The sequence below is a fragment of the Aliiglaciecola lipolytica genome, from assembly GCF_018860635.1.
GTDB lineage: Bacteria > Pseudomonadota > Gammaproteobacteria > Enterobacterales > Alteromonadaceae > Aliiglaciecola > Aliiglaciecola lipolytica_A.
Map to the genome: position 1 here is coordinate 1 of NZ_JAHKPT010000036.1, position 19,918 is coordinate 19,918.

At 39.5% G+C, this 19,918-nt stretch carries 19 protein-coding genes and 1 tRNA gene; 13 read left to right on the forward strand and 7 right to left on the reverse strand.

Annotated elements, in window-relative coordinates; translation table 11 throughout:
* Window positions 1-753 precede the first annotated feature (753 nt).
* The 3 genes from KO530_RS21050 to KO530_RS21060 form a co-directional block, all read right to left on the reverse strand.
* Window positions 754-1,434, reverse strand: coding sequence for a hypothetical protein (locus tag KO530_RS21050; protein ID WP_216050443.1), 681 nt, complete (start codon window positions 1,432-1,434; stop codon window positions 754-756).
* A 118-nt stretch (window positions 1,435-1,552) separates the two neighbouring features.
* Window positions 1,553-4,060 (reverse strand): hypothetical protein, encoded by a 2,508-nt coding sequence (locus KO530_RS21055; RefSeq protein ID WP_216050444.1) that lies wholly within the window; start codon window positions 4,058-4,060, stop codon window positions 1,553-1,555.
* A 237-nt stretch (window positions 4,061-4,297) separates the two neighbouring features.
* Window positions 4,298-4,855, reverse strand: a complete 558-nt coding sequence (locus tag KO530_RS21060) for a recombinase family protein (protein WP_216050445.1) — start codon at window positions 4,853-4,855, stop codon at window positions 4,298-4,300.
* Window positions 4,856-5,252: 397 nt separating this feature from the next.
* Here KO530_RS21060 and KO530_RS21065 point away from each other — a divergent pair, with 397 nt between their 5' ends.
* The 4 genes from KO530_RS21065 (at window position 5,253) to KO530_RS21080 (ending at window position 8,406) form a co-directional block, all read left to right on the forward strand.
* Entirely contained in the window at window positions 5,253-5,903 is a 651-nt protein-coding gene (locus KO530_RS21065) for a DUF4145 domain-containing protein (RefSeq protein ID WP_216050446.1), read from the forward strand.
* A gap of 101 nt (window positions 5,904-6,004) precedes the next feature.
* Window positions 6,005-6,394, forward strand: a complete 390-nt coding sequence (locus KO530_RS21070; RefSeq protein ID WP_252729418.1) for a DUF6998 domain-containing protein — start codon at window positions 6,005-6,007, stop codon at window positions 6,392-6,394.
* A 766-nt stretch (window positions 6,395-7,160) separates the two neighbouring features.
* Window positions 7,161-7,397, forward strand: a complete 237-nt coding sequence (locus KO530_RS21075; RefSeq protein ID WP_216050447.1) for a DUF4224 domain-containing protein — start codon at window positions 7,161-7,163, stop codon at window positions 7,395-7,397.
* A 1-nt stretch (window position 7,398) separates the two neighbouring features.
* On the forward strand, window positions 7,399-8,406 hold the full coding sequence (locus KO530_RS21080; protein ID WP_216050448.1) for a tyrosine-type recombinase/integrase: 1,008 nt from the start codon (window positions 7,399-7,401) through the stop codon (window positions 8,404-8,406).
* Window positions 8,407-8,494: 88 nt separating this feature from the next.
* Here KO530_RS21080 and KO530_RS21085 read toward each other — a convergent pair.
* The 3 genes from KO530_RS21085 to mutY form a co-directional block, all read right to left on the reverse strand.
* Window positions 8,495-8,570: transfer RNA gene (locus KO530_RS21085), tRNA-Phe, on the reverse strand.
* 176 nt (window positions 8,571-8,746) lie between these two features.
* The gene (locus KO530_RS21090) at window positions 8,747-9,019 is read right to left on the reverse strand and encodes an oxidative damage protection protein (protein ID WP_216050449.1); all 273 of its coding nucleotides are present in this window, start codon (window positions 9,017-9,019) and stop codon (window positions 8,747-8,749) included.
* A 24-nt stretch (window positions 9,020-9,043) separates the two neighbouring features.
* On the reverse strand, window positions 9,044-10,105 hold the full coding sequence (mutY, locus tag KO530_RS21095) for an A/G-specific adenine glycosylase (RefSeq protein WP_216050450.1): 1,062 nt from the start codon (window positions 10,103-10,105) through the stop codon (window positions 9,044-9,046).
* A 77-nt stretch (window positions 10,106-10,182) separates the two neighbouring features.
* Between mutY and KO530_RS21100 the strand changes: the two genes are divergently transcribed.
* The 8 genes from KO530_RS21100 (at window position 10,183) to arcA (ending at window position 17,783) form a co-directional block, all read left to right on the forward strand.
* Complete coding sequence (locus KO530_RS21100; RefSeq protein ID WP_216050451.1) at window positions 10,183-10,893, forward strand: alpha/beta fold hydrolase; 711 nt, start codon at window positions 10,183-10,185, stop codon at window positions 10,891-10,893.
* A 129-nt stretch (window positions 10,894-11,022) separates the two neighbouring features.
* Window positions 11,023-11,742 carry a tRNA (guanosine(46)-N7)-methyltransferase TrmB gene (gene trmB / locus KO530_RS21105; RefSeq protein WP_216050452.1) on the forward strand — a complete coding sequence of 240 codons (720 nt, stop codon included), beginning with the start codon at window positions 11,023-11,025 and terminating at the stop codon, window positions 11,740-11,742.
* Window positions 11,742-12,785: a methyltransferase gene (locus tag KO530_RS21110; protein ID WP_216050453.1), complete on the forward strand. Its 1,044-nt coding sequence runs from the start codon at window positions 11,742-11,744 to the stop codon at window positions 12,783-12,785. Before trmB ends, KO530_RS21110 begins: the two co-directional genes overlap by 1 nt.
* Window positions 12,786-12,942: 157 nt before the next feature.
* On the forward strand, window positions 12,943-14,361 hold the full coding sequence (glgA, locus tag KO530_RS21115; protein WP_216050454.1) for a glycogen synthase GlgA: 1,419 nt from the start codon (window positions 12,943-12,945) through the stop codon (window positions 14,359-14,361).
* Window positions 14,355-14,708: a hypothetical protein gene (locus KO530_RS21120; protein ID WP_216050455.1), complete on the forward strand. Its 354-nt coding sequence runs from the start codon at window positions 14,355-14,357 to the stop codon at window positions 14,706-14,708. The genes glgA and KO530_RS21120 overlap by 7 nt, the downstream gene beginning before the upstream one ends.
* 133 nt (window positions 14,709-14,841) lie before the next feature.
* Window positions 14,842-16,485 carry an ATP-binding protein gene (locus KO530_RS21125; RefSeq protein WP_216050456.1) on the forward strand — a complete coding sequence of 548 codons (1,644 nt, stop codon included), beginning with the start codon at window positions 14,842-14,844 and terminating at the stop codon, window positions 16,483-16,485.
* Window positions 16,486-16,488: 3 nt separating this feature from the next.
* Window positions 16,489-17,016, forward strand: a complete 528-nt coding sequence (locus tag KO530_RS21130) for a YfiR family protein (protein ID WP_216050457.1) — start codon at window positions 16,489-16,491, stop codon at window positions 17,014-17,016.
* A 62-nt stretch (window positions 17,017-17,078) separates the two neighbouring features.
* Window positions 17,079-17,783 carry a two-component system response regulator ArcA gene (gene arcA / locus KO530_RS21135; RefSeq protein ID WP_216050458.1) on the forward strand — a complete coding sequence of 235 codons (705 nt, stop codon included), beginning with the start codon at window positions 17,079-17,081 and terminating at the stop codon, window positions 17,781-17,783.
* 162 nt (window positions 17,784-17,945) lie between these two features.
* Here arcA and pmbA read toward each other — a convergent pair whose 3' ends face one another.
* The gene (gene pmbA, locus KO530_RS21140; protein WP_216050459.1) at window positions 17,946-19,277 is read right to left on the reverse strand and encodes a metalloprotease PmbA; all 1,332 of its coding nucleotides are present in this window, start codon (window positions 19,275-19,277) and stop codon (window positions 17,946-17,948) included.
* A gap of 88 nt (window positions 19,278-19,365) precedes the next feature.
* Between pmbA and yjgA the strand changes: the two genes are divergently transcribed.
* Window positions 19,366-19,875 (forward strand): ribosome biogenesis factor YjgA, encoded by a 510-nt coding sequence (gene yjgA / locus KO530_RS21145; protein WP_216050460.1) that lies wholly within the window; start codon window positions 19,366-19,368, stop codon window positions 19,873-19,875.
* Window positions 19,876-19,918 lie beyond the last annotated feature (43 nt).

Below are 19,918 nucleotides of genomic sequence, written 5' to 3' on the forward strand. Positions count from 1 at the left end.
GTGCCTCGACCCGGGATCGAACCAGGGACACGCGGATTTTCAATCCGCCTAGCAAATAATGCAATTCAACTAAAAATCAGATACTTAGACTGATTCCCCTTCCAAATAAAACTTTCGAAAACTGACTTGCAAACCGCATGTTTTGGTTTAACCAAACCTGCGTTTTTGGAAATCAATTTTTAAGGAGGTCTTATCGAAAATTCACGTTCACGAAGCGCATAAAACAAAAAACCGAGCTGTGAACTCGGTTTGATGTTGGATGTGAAGTCAAGATTAGACAAATCTTAACGCCTCACCAGTTGTAGTTGCCAGACTATAACTGAGACTTTGAAATCAGTTAAATATTAGCTGAGGGGTATGCTCGTGTCTAGAAAAACCTTTGACAACACATCTTTCAATGCACTTCGCATAAATGCATCTAGAGAATCGCATTTGCGTAGCTACTTTGATTGGAGATCATGTGTTTGTTGCAAAGTAGTTCTAGGTGTTGCGCCTAACGGGGAATGTTTGCATAGGGTGCAGCGTGGAGCGAACTGTCTAAGGTTGAGTGGAATTTCAGGCGTGGTATGAGAAAACGCGGCCAAAACAGCGGAAAGAAATACATAGACTACGACAGGATACTGGGGCGCGCAAATGGGAGCGACACCAACGAAAGGCGGTGGATTCTTATAGCCCAGTACTGGTTTCGCCTATCCTGCTTAGAACACCATTTTAGTGGTGAATTCGGCAGGAGGGCGGAGCCTAGATAAAAGCTTATTTAACTCGCAATTTAAACTTTTTATATAAAATAGAAATCGCGGCTAAAAATGTTATAGCCCCCGTAAAATATAATGAGTAAGTCATTGCCTGCCTATCAGCAAAAAATAAAAGAACAAAAAATAAAACTACGTATGAACAACCAATTATGTTAATTAGGAGGTTATTTACACCAAGTTCTTCAATAGCGTTTCTTTGCTGCCAATATAAGAGAAATTGAATTCCAAACACCATAAATGCAAGTCCCAATGCACTCCGAGCTATTTGTGATTGCTCTGCCCAAGCAGTGATTGAAATATGACTTAACCCAACCCCCAATGAAGTTCCAATAATTATAGCGCCAGCAGATAAACCCACTTCACTAATGGGTATGCAAAAATATTGTAGAAACTTATTATCGTTTATTTTAATTCTTCGATTCTTGCATATTATCACTGCCCCCATAACCAAAGCCCACCCTATCAAGGTGATAATAATGAATGCTCGGTAAGAAAATGGCTCTAATAACAATCCTAAATAAAAATTAAGCTTATCTTCTGACGATCCCGATCCCCTAAATAAGATGCCCAGAAAAAGGCCGTAAGCAAAAAATACCCAACCGTCATTAAACAAAGCTTGTCCATCTAAAGGTTGTTTTTTTTTCATAACTTGAAGTTGAGTTTTCGTGGCAGGTTTCATGAAGTTCCTTTTTAAAATACTTTGCGGTTGAATTAATCGGCCAGCTCATGAAAGGATTAACTCCTACTTTTGAAGTGACACTTGACTGAACAACTATATGAACGTGATAGCTTACTAATTAATGCTTATTATGATTAGGCTTAGCACGATATTCACTTTTAGATTTTTGTTTTTTTGCACTTTTCAGAACCCTTACTTTTTCAACTGCAAAGTTAGCCTTAATTTTATAAGTAAACATCTCGTTTTCTGGCATCTCTAGAGAATATTGCTCTCTTTCTCGGTTCTCCTCTTCATGCAGATAATCGATAAAATGCTCAGCTCTTTGGAGCCTAACTTGGACTCGGTCTAAACGTTCGCCTCTACTGAATAAACGATACTCCTTACGTGCAGCTTCACAAAGGTAATTGCTTGTTTTCTCAACATACAAACCACAATCCGTACAAATTAAATCTAAGTAAGTAAAATAGAAGGCCAATTCATCGATCATATAAAGACCGTAATTAGTTACTTTAATGCTATCTACTTCACTTGAATAATAGTCCAACCTGTTATTCGATTCGATGAAGCTATGCTTTAATAAAATATCGACATTTTTTTCAAAATCATCAACCATGTTGAACACTTCTGAAAAATATGATTTTAGGTCAGCTATTGGGTGATATGATGGCGAAGTTTTATCTGAACCTTTTGATATTTTCCTAAGAATTCTCAGACCAGTAAAATGTGAAGCATGCCTATTCGATCTCAATTGATAGATATTTGGTATATCACTTAGTGATTCATCATAAAAATATCGATTAGGAATCATCACTGGCTTAATGACTTGGTGTATCTGAAAATCCCAGCGACCAGCAGAAATCATTTCATCAACATTTGTATAGCCTGACAGTAGAAAACTACTAAACAGATCTAATGATAGTCTTGTGTCTCCGTGAGAGCATGCGCTTAAAAAGCTGGTGAGAGGTGATTTGTGATTTGAAAACTCTTCACGCATTATTGTTAAATACACTTTGCAATCTTGAACTAAATCAGCAGCAATATTACCAATTTTATCCTCTCGCCTACGATCATTGCTTAGCAATTCAGTTGTATAGTTGAGCCGCTTTTTGAATACTTCAGCCGAGTTTGGTGAGCTTATATGAAAACCTGAATTCTGAAATGCATCTAGTACTCCGTGAATTTTTGAGTCATAAAATCTTTCTTCACGCATAGATATTAAAACCACACACTCAAGTTGACTTGATATTTCCTGAGCGGAAGTAAAGCAATAATCCTGCACTTCCGAAGAATACTGATCGGTATTATCAACAACAACTATTGCGCCTTTAGATAAGCTGCCCCAGTAGTCGACAAGTCGCTTGGCGCAATAAATGTAATCTTCTTTCCAAGACGAAATAAGTTCATTTAACTTTAAATTGTATGACTCTGATGAAACAGGTAGACCGGCCAAATTTTGTTTCTTAGCAACTTCAAACTTATCTGAAAAAAGTCGGCTCAGTAACACTTCTCTGTCACCATCTAAAATCCTGTCCTTGTCTAAAGCCAATACAAGGTTTTTCCAAATATACTCGCGAATAACATCTTTATTTTCCGGAACTTTAAGCAAATCAATAATAGAAACCACCGCGTGGTCTCTTAACCATCTCGGTTGATTGTGATGGAGTAGCCGTTTAATGAAAGTTGATTTACCAGCACCTTTCCCCCCAAAAAGAACCAACACCTCGCCCTTCCGTCCTTTTTTAAGGTTTTTTGTCAAGCGTCCGCCAAGCTGCCCACCTTTTCCAGTATCTTCAAGTTGCTGAACACCATACTCTTCAAAGTAAGGTGTTAGCGAGTCATGCAGCAAAGTTTGCATGCCATCAAATGTTGCCTTGTACTCTCTTTGTGAAACATAACATTTATCCATAAAGTCAGCATCGTCGTCGGATATGACTCCAAAATAATTGTTAGCCAAAGGCCTTAAAGTAGAAGCTAATCTATTCGCTGTAATAGGGTGTGAATAAGTAAGAATTTTTTCTTTTGGATAGAATATGCTTCTGTCTTTCGGCTTGAAAGTAGTCAACAGAGACGAAAGTGAAGCATTTTCTGTGATAGCAGTAAACGAAAATGAATTAATTGCTTTCGTATATTCATCTACAAAAAATTCAAGCTTTCTGACAACGAATGCTTGCAGTTCATCCCATCGTTTACCTCTTTCAAATGTTTTAAAAAATATCCATTCATGACCATTGGTAATTGCGGCGTATTCACACCCTGTATCAAAACAATAGTTTCTGACCTGCTTTACAGCTTTCGCGATATTTTTATCCGAGATAAGTTTTTTAATAGATATATATGAAGATTTTTCTATGGATGAATAAGCCAGAGGAATTTCAAAATAGACACCTTCCTTCTTCGCTTCGATAAAGAGAAGGTCATCTCCATTTTCCTTTTTAAGGATATAATCTGCATAGCCAGGGTTAATATACTCCTCTACTGCCACACGGTTTTTGGGCCAGGAAAGAAAATCGTGAACAATAAAGTCGATAATTTTATGTCTGGTTTCTGCTTCATTTTTAGTTCTCGATTCTGAGCTACTAATGATTGACTGCAGTGTTTCAAAACTATCTCCGTTCTTATGTAGCATTCTTTCTTCTTTCCCTTTAATTATTCATATAAAAATTTCTGACAACTAACAAATGCCTTTCGAATCGCAGTTGTTGTTCAGAATTCTTGCACTACATCGCCAATATCGCGGTATTTAAATTTATTTACACCGCGCATTTTACTGATGGTTGATTCGCCAGCACTCTCATCGATGCTTTTGAAAGTTTGTCCAAACATTTATTACGATGTCCTTTTTTCCCCTACTCTGATCTGACCACTAGACCACTATTTTATTTAGCGCTTTATTCAATGTGGGGCGGCTCACCCCAAAATGTTCCGCCACTTCGGTCTTGGTAACATCCGGGGCAAGTAACATTGCTTGTGCTTTTCTTATGTCTGTTACATTTAGTTTGGCTTTACGCCCACCCTTACGTCCTCTAGCTCTGGCCGCTGCGAGTCCAGCTTTGGTTCGCTCGGAAATCAAGCGCCGCTCGAACTGAGCGATAGAACCAATCATATGAAAAGCAAGTTCTCCTACTGCTGTTGTGGTATCGATGTTCTCATTCAGGCTAATAAACTGGACATCTTGCTTCTTAAAGCCATCAAGTAGTTCGATTAAATCTTTGAGACTTCGACCTAAACGATCCAATCGCTGAACTACTACTACGTCACCGGCACGAAGAGAGTCAATCATTCGTTCTAACTCAGGCCGGAGACGAGACTTACCACTACCTATTTCTTGGTAAACTCTCTCACATCCAGCTTCAAGTAATGCATCTAACTGAGAACTGTCGGATTGTTCATCCGTACTAACTCTTGCATAACCAATTTTCATTGAGCAGCCTAAATAAAAGGTAGGTTTTATTTACATAGATAAATTTACGAGTTTGTTTACGCATTGGCAACCTAAATAACGACTCATTCTGTCAGAAAGAGCTATTGAAATTAAATGGTCGTTTTATTTACATCGGAACATCTGCTAATTTTTACTCTTTACATTTTTGAGAGTATCCCGCAATGAAAACATGGGAAGAGCATAAAAGAGAAATGGCAAAAGAAGAAAAAAAGGAGTGGATTATTAGCGTTACCTACTCTGTCATAATTTTCTCTATTTTAATGACGGTCATTATTTAGGTTGCAAGAACGTTCAACATTGTTCAGTTTCAAGGAAACGGATGTTACTGTGAAGTCTCAGGAACTAGTTGTTATAAATTCAGAAAGGAATCAAATATATGAATAGTTGGTGGGATTTAGGTGAATGGTCAGGAAATACAGGAAAAGATTTATCCACACACAGTATAGAGTGTCCTTTCTGTAGCGAAAGAGGAAATTTTGATACTGAGCACCATGTGGAAAAGAAACAGCCAAATGGCAACAAAGTATTGAACTTCGACACACTGAAATGCGGTAATTGCGCATCATATGTCATGGTCTTTTGGTCCGCGGGTCATCGATTGCATAGTTACAAAGTCCTGCCTTGGCCATTAAATAAACTAGAAAAATATCCAGAGTACTGGCCTGAAGCAGTAGGGAGATATTGGCTACAAGCAAAAAGAAATTTGAAAGATGGAAATTGGGATGCTGCAGCCTTAATGGCTAGAAGTTCATTACAAGTTTCGCTAAGAGAACAGAAAGCTAAAGGAAATAATTTAAAACAAGAAATAGATCATTTAGCCGCAGAAGGTATTCTTCCTAAAATAATTCAAGAATGGGCACACAATGTCCGAGAATTAGGTAATGATTCTGCTCATCCAAAGCCAGACCAACCTGCCACACCACCAGAAGACGCTAAAGATATAGTTGGTTTTATGGATTATTTATTTGAGTATTTATATACATTGCCAAAGCAAATTCAAGAGTACCGAGCGCGAAAAAATTCATAAAAAGGTCTACAAGTAGCGGATATATAACAGTTGACTATGCACGTTCTTTGCTATTTTAGCCAACTATTACTTAACCGCTTTACGCGGCATTAAAAGAAAGTATGGATCACGATAAATTTCACATATTAATCAAACAGCTTTACTCAACAGTAAGTGAGCTAGAAGCTATGTTCCCTGGACGCCATTTTACGCCAGACGGGCATATGGTTGGAAGTATTGGTGAATGCCTTGTAGCAAACGCATATGACCTAAAATTAGAAAAGGCCTCTAATAAAGGTTTTGATGCGGTAACCAGAAGCGGCAAGGAAGTTGAAATTAAAGCTACTCAATCAAAATCCGTTGCTTTTCGTAGCGAGCCAGAACATACAATTATTATTAAGATTTTTCAAAATGGTACGTTTGAAGAAGTATACAACGGACCGGGAAACTTGGTATGGCAGCAGTTTGCTGGGAAAAAAAACCGACCAATGGCCAGTTTCAAATATCACTGAACAAGCTAAGAGAGCTAAATAAACAGGTAAGTGATTCTAGCCGTGTGCCAAGAATGGCTTAACAAGCCAAGACAGTCGGACTGCTTCGCCGACCGTTTCTTTTAGCGTTTGAACGTCTGCTCCTCCTTCTAAAGCCGAGATTCACGAGCGAAGCACTAATGATGGGGAGTCGCTCATTACTGCCGTTGCCGATTGCATATCTGTACGGCTGCGCCACGAACACAACTATTATTTAATATATGGTCTCGTGAGGCGAATTGTCTAGAATTAGAAGCCGTTATATAGCAACCATTACATATTTCATCACGCCTGAAAAAATGCGTTCGCTTATTATTCGACAGTGTTCTTTTCAGAATCTGAAAAATCCAATTTCTATAAAATTAAATGACTTTGTCACGCCATTTCTAAAGTCTTTTGCACGCAGTAAATGTTACCACACCTGATGGATGTACATCCTTTTAGGGCCAACCCACGTAAGCCGTGGGTTAAAGGTGGGACAAACTCGTTAATTTTTCTTTTTCAGGGTTATTTTTCTCTAGTGTAATTTTATGAAAATCTAGAAGGAATAAGGGCTAAAGGTGGGACAAAATGGCGCCTTACCTCAGCAGAGTGACTCTCATTTTTATCAACTTATAAGCTTACCTATTTACTTGCGTTTTTAACCAATTCAGCTAAAGTTTCGAAAGTATTTAAGGTTTTCCCCAGCCTTTTAGTAGTTAACGTCGGGAGTTTAATGACTTTTTGGAAACGTTAATTGGGGAAAACTATGAACAATTCTATCTTTTTGGATAAAGAAGATGTCGTCAAACTCACTGGTACGAAAGTACGAAAGTTACAAATAGAGCATCTTTCTAAATCTAACATTTCATTTCAACTCGACCGAAACGGCTACCCACAAGTACTTACGCAGACATTATTGAAACCAGATACAGGCAAGCGTATTAGTTCAACGTCTAAAGAGCGTGTCAAATCCTTACCCCTGATTGAAGCAGGAGTTAAGTAATATGGGCCGGCCACGTAAAACAAATATTCATCTACCTCCAAAGGTCTACCAAGATAAAAAGTCAGGTATGTACTACTTCGTTGATGCCAACAACAAGTATCACCAACTGGGACGAGAATTGAGTGGTGCGATTTCGCAATACTACAAATTGATGCCTCATCATGAACGACTCGCGAGTATGGCTGATTTGATAGACAGATACATGATTGAATTGTCCCCTTTAAAAGCGCCTACAACGCATTCTGACGAGTTTAAGTCAGCGAGGCAGCTAAGGCATCGTCTAGGTGATTTATATGTAACTGAAGTCTCCTCCGTTGATGTAGCTCGCTATTATACTTTGAGATCGGAAGAAGCGCCTGTTCGCGCAAATCGAGAAATGAGTTTATTATCGGCAATGTTCAAACAAGCACCGTTCTGGGGTCTACCTGTCAATAATCCTGCCGCTAGTATAAGAAGAAAAAGTGAGTTTCCCGCGAAAGCGGCGAAAAAGTTGGAACGGTATATTAGCGACGAACAAATCGTTACCTTTAAGAAGTTTGCACCACTGTGGTTATCTCGATACATAGACCTAAAAATGATTTTAGGCCTGAGACAGTCAGCAATGCTCAAACTAAATAAAACAATGATTAGAGAGAGCTGTTTTTTTGTTAACGATATTTCGAAAAATGGCGGAGCTTTGATGTTTGAATGGACGCCGACTTTACGCGCGGTCATCAATCATATAGTTGAGACTATGGACGCCAACACTGAATTTTTCTTTACTGGTAAGACCGGAAAGCCGCATAACGCTGAATCTTTCAGTAGTGCATGGCAAAGAGCAATGCAAAGGGCCTTAAAGCAAGGTCTCGAAAAACGATTTGCTGAAAGGTATATCAGAAACAAAGTAGTCACTGATTGTAATGACTTAGTGAAGGCGAGTAAAACGGTTGGGCACACAAATACTTCCGTTACTAAGCAACATTATAGTATGCTTGGTACGCGGGTAGAGCCGTTCGAAAAGCGAATCTAGTTTTTGGAATAATCGGTTTTATTTGGAAAGTTGAATTGGGGCTTAAAATCAAAAAGCCCCGCAATTGCTTGCAGGGCCTGTTGAATAATGGTGCCTCGACCCGGGATCGAACCAGGGACACGCGGATTTTCAATCCGCTGCTCTACCAACTGAGCTATCGAGGCACTGACTTTTCGTCAAGTCACAACACTAAAAAGTATACTTGGTAGCGCCGTGGGTGCGTATTAAACGGATTCTTGGCTATCAAGTCAACCGATTTTTAATAAATTTTTAGTTTTAAGCGCTGTTTGTTCGAAAACCCAGCAAATCGACTTCTATTTAAGCATTATTTTAGGTTACTTTACGCAGAAGGTGGAACGTACCCTTCGATATCTGGCTCTTTTCCTTCGAACAAATACCCAACCATTTGCTCTTCTAAAAACTTTCTCGCTTCGGGTTGCATCATATTGAGTTTATTTTCATTAATCAGCATGGTTTGTTTCTTTTGCCAGTCTGCCCAAGCTTCTTTGCAAATATTGTCATAAATCTTTTTGCCTAATTCCCCCGGATATAGTTGAAAGTCCAGTCCATCGGCATCTTTTTGTAGTTTTTGACAAAAAACCGTTCTGCTCATAATCAATGTATCCCAAATGTTCTATTAAAGATTTTTGCGTAGTGTACTAAAAAGTTTAATGGTTGGCGCTGCTAATCCCACTTTTGGCGGTGAATTTAAATCATACCAAAGGGTTTCTTGTTCTTCGACTCTCAAAGTGGGTGGTTTTTTGAGGTGCATCAATAGCGGTTTGATGTCTAGATGGAAGTGGCTAAAAGTGTGTCGGAATTGAGCGAGTTGTTCAATTTGGATATCACCTAAGGCTAAACTTTGTGCTTTGGATTCGGCGTCTTGCAAAGTGTCAGCTTCATATAAACCAAATAGGCCTCCCCAAATACCTGAACTTGGTCGTTTATACACAAGTACTTGATCTCGCCAAACAGGTAGCAACATTACCGTGGTTCGCACTGGAGTGGTTTTTTTAGGCTTTTTAGTGGGCAGTTCAGCTTGTGTACCTTGGGCAAACGCCAAACAAGTGGTTTGCACAGGGCAAGCATCACAATTAGGTTTAGACCGTGTGCATAGAGTCGCACCTAAATCCATAATAGCTTGTGTATACAATCCTGTATCTTTGGCTGGGGTAAGGTCATCAGCGTACTCCCATAATTGTTGTTCAATGGCTTTGCTCCCTGGCCACCCATGGATTCCAAAATAACGGGTAAGAACACGTTTAACGTTGCCATCTAAAATACTCACATGTTTGCCATTGGCGATGGACAATACAGCACCGGCAGTGGAACGCCCGATACCCGATAACGCTACCATTCCCTCGAGTGTCTCAGGAAATACGCCGGCGTGAAGGTCACGTACTGTTTGCGCTGCTTTATGCAGGTTTCTGGCTCTAGCGTAATATCCTAATCCAGTCCAAAGATGCAGCACATCATCAATAGGCGCGTTGGCTAAAGCAATCACATCGGGGAAGCGTTGCATAAAGCGCTGATAAAAAGGAATCACGGTTTTAACCTGAGTTTGCTGCAACATAATTTCTGACACCCAAACTCGATAGGGGGTCTTCTGCTGCTGCCACGGCAGATCTTTTCTACCATTTTGATGGTACCAGTTCAGTAATTTTTGACTAAACGTCGAGTCAGTAGTTGGACTTTGCATAATACCTTGAATTGATTTTGCGGTTTTAACGCATCGGGTTTGTTATGATCATACTAGAATTTTATTGAAATAGATTAATGATGCTAGAAATAACCACCCCTACTATTTTTTTTCCTGGAACTTTGTGTGATGAGCGTATTTGGATCCCTTTATGGAAAAAACTGAATCTTGCCCAACGTAGTTATGTGCCTTTGCAGTGGGCCGATACATTAGAACAAATGCAGGCATTGAGCAGTGACCGTATAAACAGCTTTGAGCAAAAGGTTCATTTAGTCGGCTTTTCCATGGGCGGCTATATTGCGGCTTTAACCGCCTTGCAATTCCCAGATAAGGTAGCCTCTTTAACCTTAATTGGTTACTGTCCTGACGGCCTCAGCGCACAAGAAGTTCAGCAGCGTAAAATGCTGATAAAAATGATAGATGACAAAAAATCGGTAACCATGAACCAAGCCAGACTTGCACACTTTTTCACTCAAACTGAAATGAGAAACGCAGATTTAGTTGAGATAGTAAAAGACATGGAAAGTGATCTTGGCCCTAGCGTATTGAAAGCACACGTTCAATCAACGACGCCAAGGCCTGACCTATCGCCGAAACTGAAAACAAGTACCTTTCCGATTCATTTTATAGCAGCAGAATTGGACCAAGTAGCGCCTGCTCAAGCAATTGAAGATTTTGCCAATTCATTAGCCAATGCAGATTTTAATCTCATCAATGGCACTGGACACATGATGCTATTGGCTGAACCTGATTTAATCGCGAAACACTTGCACAAGTTATTATTCTAGCTTGGTTTCCCCCATTAAATCACCACGGCATGGCTAAATGCTAGGTTTGCGCTAGTGCAGGTATTCATTCTGAGGTAAAATGCCGCCCCATTTTAGAAAAACAATTTTTAGATAAGAGACAACATTTGCATGAGCCAGTTTAAAACTCAAGAAGAAGCCGAAGCAGCAGGCGTATACGTTCAAAAAGTACGTAGCTTTGTTAAGCGGGAAGGTCGTTTGACTAAGGGCCAAGCTAAAGCCCTTGAAGAGTTTTGGCCAACAATGGGTTTACTCCATGCAGACGGAAAATTGGACTTTACACAAGTATTTGGACGCGCTGCTCCGGTTGTTTTGGAAATTGGTTTTGGTATGGGTAAATCTTTGGTTGAAATGGCTGCCAATGAACCAGACAAAGATTTTATTGGAATTGAGGTGCACAGACCAGGTGTAGGTACATGTATGGCTGATGCCCACGAACAAAACGTAACTAATTTACGTGTTTACGAGCATGATGCAGTAGAAGTATTGGCAGATTGTATTGCCGATGAAAGTATCGACCGCCTACAGTTGTTTTTCCCTGATCCATGGCACAAAAAACGTCATCACAAGCGTCGCATCATTCAGCCTGATTTTGTTCAGAAACTTCGTTCTAAATTGAAAATAGATGGTGTGTTCCACATGGCAACCGATTGGGAGAATTATGCAGAGCACATGCTTGAAGTGATGCAATCAGCAGAAGGCTTCAAAAACTTATCGGAAAGCCAAGATTATGTCCCACGACCAGATAACCGACCACTGACAAAGTTTGAGCAGCGTGGCCATCGCCTAGGACACGGCGTTTGGGATCTGATGTTTGCGAGGGTGAACTAATGTTATCTACCACAAGCCAAGTGCTTGTGCGTAATAAAGAGCAATTTGCAGAAGGTAGGTGGCTGTTTGTTAACCCTCCTGAAGCAGACATTTTCTCAGCATTAGATAATCCAAATATTTTTGGTTTCCATCAATTTTATGACGTATTTCAACAATGTCCGAAAAATAATAAACATTTATTTTCTGCACATTATCCTGTTGCGCTAAACCATAATCAAAACCCCGAAAAGCCAAACAGTGAGTTGTTTGACGGGGCTGTGATTTACATGCCTAAGTCGAAAGAGCACGCCGCCCTGTTAATTGCCAATATGGCTGCATGCGTCAAACCATCTGGAAATATCTTTTTGGTTGGGGAAAATAAATCCGGCATCAAGAGTGCTGATAAATTGTTTGCTAAAGTTTCCCAACGAATAAACAAAATCGATTCGGCTCGCCATTGCAGTTTATATTGCGCTTACATTGAAGAAAAACACAGTTTTGACATCACCAAATTTGTTCAATACAAAGATATTCAGGTAAATGACGTAGTATGCAAAATTGCCTTTTTACCTGGGATTTTTAATACAGGTGCACTCGATCCTGCTAGCCAACTTTTGATTGAAAACCTACCTGAAAAGCTAACAGGAAAAGTACTAGATTTTGCATCTGGTTCGGGGGTCATTGGTTGTTTTGCAGCAAAAATCAATCCTGAGATTACGCTGACACTATGTGATGTAAGCGCTTTGGCAACTTACTGTAGCGAACTAAGTTTGTTGGCCAATAATCTCAAAGCTAATGTTATTGCTTCAAATGGATTGGCTGAAATTAGCCACAAATTCAACACAGTATTAACCAATCCTCCGTTTCATACTGGGATTAAAACTGACTATAGTGTAACCGACAAATTTATCAAAGAAGTGAAGTTCGCGTTACTTCCAAAAGGCACATTAATGTTGGTGGCTAATCGCTTTTTACCCTATCCAGATATAATTAAAGGTTCGTTGCCAATGGTCTCAACAGTGGCACAAACTTCTAAATTTAACCTTTACAGAGCGCAAAAATAGAATACAGTTATTTATATAACCCATTTATCTAAGTAACTGAGTTGGTCACCTACTCTTGGGTGCCACTTGCTAGACACTCAGGTCGTCATGTAACCTGCTACTCAGTTTAAAGTAATAGTTACTTTATTCTCAAGTTTATGAATTGGAGAGATAAATATTGAAGATTCTTTTTGTAGTATCCGAAGTAGAAGACTTAGCTAAAACAGGTGGTTTGGCCGACGTGGCTAAAGCATTGCCAATCGAGCTTAAAAAACTAGGTCATGATGTCATCATAGTGATGCCCTATTACAAGCTATTAGCAGATAAGTTCGATGCGCCCATAGTCGCTTCTCAAGGTATTGTTTCAGGTAACAAAACCTATTCATTCAACGTCCGTCAATTACATATTCAAGATGTACCGGTTTTTGCTGTGGACTTCCCCGAATACTTTCATCGGGATGGTTTTTACACTGACGGCTATCACGCTTTTGCCGACAATGCGCAACGTTTCGCATTTTTTGCTGATGCTGCTTTAGCGACTAGCCGAGCCATCGATTTCCAGCCTAACATCGTGCACTGTAACGATTGGCATACTGCCTTAACACCGTATTTTTTGAAGACCGACAACAGCGGCTTTTTTGAACACAGCAAATGCATTCTAACCATCCACAACGGCGCTTTTCACGGTACTCATCGTATCGATCAAATTCCTTATGTAAGCAATCATTCTGAGTTACATAACCAGCTCGACGGAGACGCATTAAACTTTCTTAGAATTGGGATTCGCTACGCCGATAAAATTAATACGGTAAGCCCAAATTATGCGGTTGAGCTGTTAACTACCTTAGGTAGCCACATGCTTTACAATGAATTTACTGCGCGAAGAAAAGATGTGTCAGGTATTTTAAATGGATGTGATTACAGTCAATGGGATCCAGCCACCGACAAGTACATTCCTGCGAATTTTGACGTAAATAACCCAGCAGGGAAAACCGAATGTAAACGAAAATTGCAGGAAACCTCTGGCTTCGAACAAAAACCTAATGTGCCATTAATTGGTATGGTTTGTCGTCTAACCGAACAAAAGGGTTTTGGTTATATACTGCCAATTTTAGAAGATTTATTGCAACACAATGTACAACTTTTAATTGTTGGAACAGGCGACCCTTCAATAAGTGAAGTGCTGCATAGACATGCCCAAATACATCCAGACAAATTTATTTTCATTGAGACATTCAGTGTTGAATTGGCCCACTTGTTGGAAGCTGGCAGCGATTTCTTCCTAATGCCTTCTTTATTTGAGCCTTGCGGCTTGAATCAAATGTATAGTTTGGCATATGGAACCTTGCCAATCGTTCGAGCCGTGGGTGGATTGAAAGATACTGTTATTGACGTTATTCATCAGCCGGATATTGCCACAGGCTTCGTATTTGAACACCCAGACAGTTCGGCGTTGCTTGGTTGTATTTACCGAGCTCTGTTGCATTACTACGAATACCCAGATAGCTTTAATGAAATGAAATTACGCGGTATGAATACTCGATTTACTTGGCATCAAGCAGCCTTAGAATATGAAGCGCTTTATCAGTCATGCTAACAACTATTACCTCAGGTCGTTTTAACAGTATTTTGCTAACTCTGTCGTTTCTCTGGTGCATTAGCTATTCAGTTAATGCACAAGATAGTTTGCCAGAAAAATGCATTCAACTGCCTGAACGCACTAGTGTTTGCCCGAATATTTTGTACAAACGCTCGCCTGTTGATGTACCGCAGTTTGCGATCAAAGAAGGAGAGATTTTGTGTATTTGTATGGCCGACTTTGACTCTTTGCGCATACCCGCTACTGATGATGCCGGCAAGGTAGACCAGGTAGTGTCTTTAACCAGAGCCTCTGTGAAATTGAATATTGACGAAAAAACCTTACTTGAAATAATTCGAAAATAGTGAAAAACACATATTTAGCCCTTGGCCTATAATTCTTTCCACTTTTATGAGCCTAAGTGTTTTCTTTTTAAACAATTTATATCACTATTATCCCTAGCAGCAGACTTGCCATCATAAGAAGCAGATTAACTATATGCTAACAGGCGGAAAAAATTTATCTTTAAAAACCCTGATTGTTTGGGTGGTAATGGCCATCACAACATCGGCGCTTGTTGTTACCTCTAGCATTTCATTAATCAATCAAATTACTAATTACAAAAATGAACTCATTCAACAAGTTATCATTTATGCTGAAATTATCAGTAACAATGCAATCTCGAGTCTAGAATTTGATGATGATCTAATAGAGGAAGAAAATTTACAAATATTAAAAGCTGCCACATTCATTGAAGCTGTGCATATTTACAGAGTAGTTGAAGGGCAAAATCCCACTTATTTCACCAGTTACAACCGTCCGGACCAAGCTCGAACGCCACCAATGTGGAAGCACATTGAGGACTTTAAAACGCCAGTTCAAACAGGTAACAAATTCGAATTTATTAAACCAATTAAATTAGACGATAAGATTATCGGTTACGTGTATTTGCGCGTATCGGCAGATATTTTAAACCAATTGATTTCCAGTTCCATTGTCACCACCTTCGCCGCGTTACTCATTATATTGATAATTTGTTACCTGCTGACACTACGTTTACAAAAAACACTGGCAAACCCAATAATTAATTTAGCCACTTTAGTTCAGCGTATTTCCAGACAAAGAGATTACAAAGGTCGAGCCGAGAGTACCAACATCAAAGAGCTAGATATTCTTGGGTCTGCATTTAACGATATGCTAGATCGTACTCAGCACTATCTAAAAGAACGAGATTTTGCCGAACAAGAACAGCGAAAATTGCATGCCAGTCTAGAGGAAAAGGTGCAACTGCGAACTGTAGCCTTAAAAGCAGCGAATCAAGAACTAATTGAAACCTTAGAAAAACTTCATCAGTTCCAACGACAAATGGTCCAAAACGAAAAAATGGCTTCTTTAGGGGACATGGTTGCAGGCGTAGCACATGAAGTTAACACACCGATTGGACTCGGGGTAACAGCCTCAACAATGATGCTAGATAGGCTTAATCATATTGAAAGTGAATTCGAAGCAAAAACATTAAAAGCCAGTACGCTCTCGAAGTTTATTTCTGAGGGACAAGAAAACCTGAGCATTATCTATCGCAATTTGAATCGAGCTGCAGAGCTTATCTCCAGCTTTAAACAAGTAGCTGTTGATCAATCAAGTGAAAGCAACCGTGTATTTGCCTTTGCGCAATTACTGGATGAGATTTTGATGTCCATGCGCCCTAAACTTAAAAAATATAAACACGTAATAAGTGTTCATTGTCCAAACGACCTATATATTGAAACCAAAGCCGGACCAATTAATCAGATTATTATGAATTTAGTGATGAACTCAATCATTCATGGCTTTGAATTTATGGATGAAGGTAAAATCGACATATATATTGATTTAGTTTCAGAAAATAAAATAAAAATACGCTATGTGGATAATGGCAAAGGCATTCCAGAATCACTCAGGAAGCGGATTTTTGATCCATTTGTGACCACTAAACGTGGACAAGGTGGCAGTGGTTTGGGAATGCATTTGGTCTACAACTTAATTACCCAAGCACTGAATGGTTCTATCACCATCACCAGCGAAGTAGATAAAGGTGTTGAATTTACAATCCTTTTTCCGGTGAGAATAATCGACCCAAAAACTTTGGCAAAGGGTTCTTAAATTATGATTTTGAGAATAATTATTTTCATCACTGTGACATGGAGCACTATTGTTTATGCGCACAACAATGATTTTGAAGTGTCCGCAACGTCAATTCGTTCCACCTTCTTTTTACATGTGGTCAATTATTCGAAGTGGCAACAGTCTTTCATGAGTTTAAAGTTTTGTTTAATAGAGCAAGAGTCTCAAAAACACTATTTAATGCTAAATGAATCAGATTTACTGAATTATAATAAAAAACAGATACAGCTCCAACAAGTAGACTCTCTACCTACTGCTATTGAACAAGGTTGTAACTATATATTTGTCGATAAGTCGAGCGAGTCCAAAACTTTATACAAAGATTTGAAACAAACAAGCTTATCTATTGTCACTATTGGAGAAACTATATCTTTTATTAAAAACGGGGGATTGCTTAGCCTTATTGAAGAGTACGACAAGATAAGGATTTACATAAATAAAGAGCAGTATGCCGATTCTCCCGTAAAGTTTAGTGCAAGACTACTAAAGTATGCAAATTTCACTGGATAATAGCCTGATTTATAGATATTTTCTGTTAAACTAAATATATTGAAATAAAACGGATAAAAACAATGACGCCCAATATACTAATTGTTGAAGATGAAGTAGTAACACGGACTACTTTGAAAAGCTTATTTGAAGCTGAAGGTTATAATGTATTCGAAGCTGAAGATGGCAGCGAAATGCATGATTTTTTCGAAAATAACAACATTAACCTAGTTGTTATGGATATAAATTTACCTGGAAAGAATGGGCTGATACTTGCTCGTGAAGTCAGAGATCGCAAAAATGTCGGTTTGATATTCTTAACCGGCAGAGATAACGATGTTGACCGTATTTTAGGATTAGAGATCGGCGCGGATGATTATTTAACTAAGCCATTCAACCCTAGAGAGCTAACGATTAGAGCGCGAAATCTTTTGAATAGAACGCTCAGCAACAATGAAGATGACGATCTTCCAAGTCGCGTAAGCTTTAATGGTTGGATTTTAGATGGTGATAGTCGCAGTCTAATATCTCCTAGCCAAAACGAATTCCGTCTTCCTCGTAGTGAATTCCGCGCGTTACACTTGTTCCTAAGTAACCCTGGAAAAATCCTAACAAGAGAGCAGTTGATAATGGAAATGACAGGTCGTGAATTGCGCCCTAATGACCGTACTGTTGATGTAACAATCCGTCGTATACGTAAGCACTTCGAATCAGAAGTCAACTCAGAAGATTTGATTGTAACCATTCATGGAGAAGGCTACCGCTTCTGCGGCACCGTTGACATGTAATCGTTTCAATTGACGTATTAGACACCGTGAAAAAGGGCTTATTAAGCCCTTTTTTACTATCTGATGAATCGCTAATGGTCACTAATTAAACGCGAATTTACCTATCTTTTTCCGTTTAGAAAGCAGAATGTTAGATGACATACAATCAATTCAAATAGTGCTTTAACTGCCAGCGAGTTGCATTTCACTTACCAAGATTGATCCTGTGTGGATACTTCCTCGAGTTTCAGCCACAGAACCAACGGCAGAAATGTTCATCAACATGTCTTTTAAGTTACCAGCAATGGTTATTTCGTGAACGGGATATTGAATCACTCCATTTTCAACCCAAAAGCCAGCCGCACCTCGAGAATAATCGCCAGTAACGATATTCACGCCTTGGCCCATTAGTTCAGTTACTAACAAGCCTGTTCCCATTTCCTTTAATAATGCATCATCAGAGTGGCCAGTATGTTTAATCAACCAATTATGAATACCGCCAGCATGGCCATTAGTCTGCATCCCCATCTTTCTCGCCGAGTAACTGGTTAAAAGATAATGGTTCAATACACCCTGACTCACTATAGTCATATCTTCAGTTTTAACACCTTCATTATCGAAAGGTGAGCTGGCAAGCCCCGATTTAATATGCGGACGTTCGAGTATTTCAAACCAGCTAGGTAAAACTTGATTACCTAGACTGTCGAGCAAAAAAGATGACTTACGGAACAAGCTGCCGCCACTAATAGCACTAACAAAATGTCCAAGTAAACCCGCAGCGACATCACGATGAAAAATAACCGGTATTTTAGCCGTCTTCAATTTACGTGCATTTAGTCTGCTTAGAGTAAATTCTGCGGCTTCTTTTCCGATTTGTGCGGCAGGCGTCATCAAATCGGCTTGACGATTAACGGTATAACTATAGTCGCGCTGCATATCACCGTTATCTTCTCCGATAACGACACAACTTAAACTGTAGCGACTACTTGGATAACCACCAATGAACCCATGACTATTGCCATACACCTTCATACCAATATTAGCGTTGTATGAAGCACCGTCTGAATTGGTAATTCTAGGATCGAAGCCCAAGGCTGCCTCTTCGGCTAAAATAGCTTGCTGAATCCCGTGTTGCGTATCGAGTTCAATTGGATGGTACATATCCAAGTTTGGATAGTCATAGGCCATTAAAGCCTCATCAGCAGGACCTGAGTAGGGGTCTTCACTGGTGTACTTAGCAATTTCACAGGCTTTTTCTACTGCTAAAGTCAGCGCATTTATACTCAAATCTGCAGTTGATGCACTGCCCTTACGTTGACCAAAATAAACACTGATACCTAAACCACCATCGTTGGTGAATTCAACTGTTTCTACTTCTTTTAACCGAGTGGATACGGAAATACCCTCAACTTTCGACATGCTAGCTTCTGCATGACTGGCCCCTTTTTGCTTAGCCAATGCCAAAACGTCTTCAACTGCTTGTTGAATTTGGGCTAATTGTTGCTCCATTTGCATATAAGACTCACTTTCTATGCACAACTTTTAATGCTGTGCGCTATTAGCTGGGTTACAATTGGCATAGTGTAACATTAAAGACATTATCATGAGCGATACGAATTTTACCGGAAACGGCCCAGAACAAGAAATTAAAAGCAAAACCCAACTTAAGCAGGAAAGTCTTGCTATTCAAAAATTGGGGGAAGCACTAGTTGAGCTAGGTGCGGCTTCATTATCTAAAATCCCTATGGATGAAGAGTTAACCGAAGCAGTTGAACTAGCTCGTAGAATCAATAAGAAGAAAGATGGTTACCGCCGTCAATTACAACTAATTGGTAAGCTGATGCGGCATCGAGATACCCAGCCTATCCAGTTAGCTCTAGATCAGTTGCAATTGGCTCATCGTCAACAAACCGGCAAATTCCATCATGTAGAAGAAGCGCGAGACAAAGTATTGCAGGGTGATAGAGGCATTGATGTGTTAATCAACGAGCACCCAGAACTAGATCGCCAAAAGTTAAGACAATATTCTCGTCAGGCTAAAAAACAGCAAGAACTAAATAAGCCCCCCAAAGCCGCACGTGAATTATTCCAATATTTAAAAGAAATGTTGTAGGCGGGTGCTTTAGCCCCGCGCAGGATTTGGATCATTCCTCCTG

Coding starts and splice junctions, on each gene's coding strand:
- trmB (WP_216050452.1), top strand. CDS start 11,023: ATGAGCCAGTTTAAAACTCAAGAAGAAGCCGAAGCAGCAGGCGTATAC.
- KO530_RS21130 (WP_216050457.1), top strand. CDS start 16,489: ATGATTTTGAGAATAATTATTTTCATCACTGTGACATGGAGCACTATT.
- arcA (WP_216050458.1), top strand. CDS start 17,079: ATGACGCCCAATATACTAATTGTTGAAGATGAAGTAGTAACACGGACT.
- KO530_RS21060 (WP_216050445.1), bottom strand. CDS start 4,855: ATGAAAATTGGTTATGCAAGAGTTAGTACGGATGAACAATCCGACAGT.
- KO530_RS21120 (WP_216050455.1), top strand. CDS start 14,355: ATGCTAACAACTATTACCTCAGGTCGTTTTAACAGTATTTTGCTAACT.
- KO530_RS21070 (WP_252729418.1), top strand. CDS start 6,005: ATGGATCACGATAAATTTCACATATTAATCAAACAGCTTTACTCAACA.
- KO530_RS21050 (WP_216050443.1), bottom strand. CDS start 1,434: ATGAAACCTGCCACGAAAACTCAACTTCAAGTTATGAAAAAAAAACAA.
- yjgA (WP_216050460.1), top strand. CDS start 19,366: ATGAGCGATACGAATTTTACCGGAAACGGCCCAGAACAAGAAATTAAA.
- KO530_RS21075 (WP_216050447.1), top strand. CDS start 7,161: ATGAACAATTCTATCTTTTTGGATAAAGAAGATGTCGTCAAACTCACT.
- KO530_RS21055 (WP_216050444.1), bottom strand. CDS start 4,060: ATGCTACATAAGAACGGAGATAGTTTTGAAACACTGCAGTCAATCATT.
- mutY (WP_216050450.1), bottom strand. CDS start 10,105: ATGCAAAGTCCAACTACTGACTCGACGTTTAGTCAAAAATTACTGAAC.
- KO530_RS21100 (WP_216050451.1), top strand. CDS start 10,183: ATGATGCTAGAAATAACCACCCCTACTATTTTTTTTCCTGGAACTTTG.
- KO530_RS21080 (WP_216050448.1), top strand. CDS start 7,399: ATGGGCCGGCCACGTAAAACAAATATTCATCTACCTCCAAAGGTCTAC.
- KO530_RS21065 (WP_216050446.1), top strand. CDS start 5,253: ATGAATAGTTGGTGGGATTTAGGTGAATGGTCAGGAAATACAGGAAAA.
- pmbA (WP_216050459.1), bottom strand. CDS start 19,277: ATGCAAATGGAGCAACAATTAGCCCAAATTCAACAAGCAGTTGAAGAC.
- KO530_RS21090 (WP_216050449.1), bottom strand. CDS start 9,019: ATGAGCAGAACGGTTTTTTGTCAAAAACTACAAAAAGATGCCGATGGA.
- KO530_RS21110 (WP_216050453.1), top strand. CDS start 11,742: ATGTTATCTACCACAAGCCAAGTGCTTGTGCGTAATAAAGAGCAATTT.
- KO530_RS21125 (WP_216050456.1), top strand. CDS start 14,842: ATGCTAACAGGCGGAAAAAATTTATCTTTAAAAACCCTGATTGTTTGG.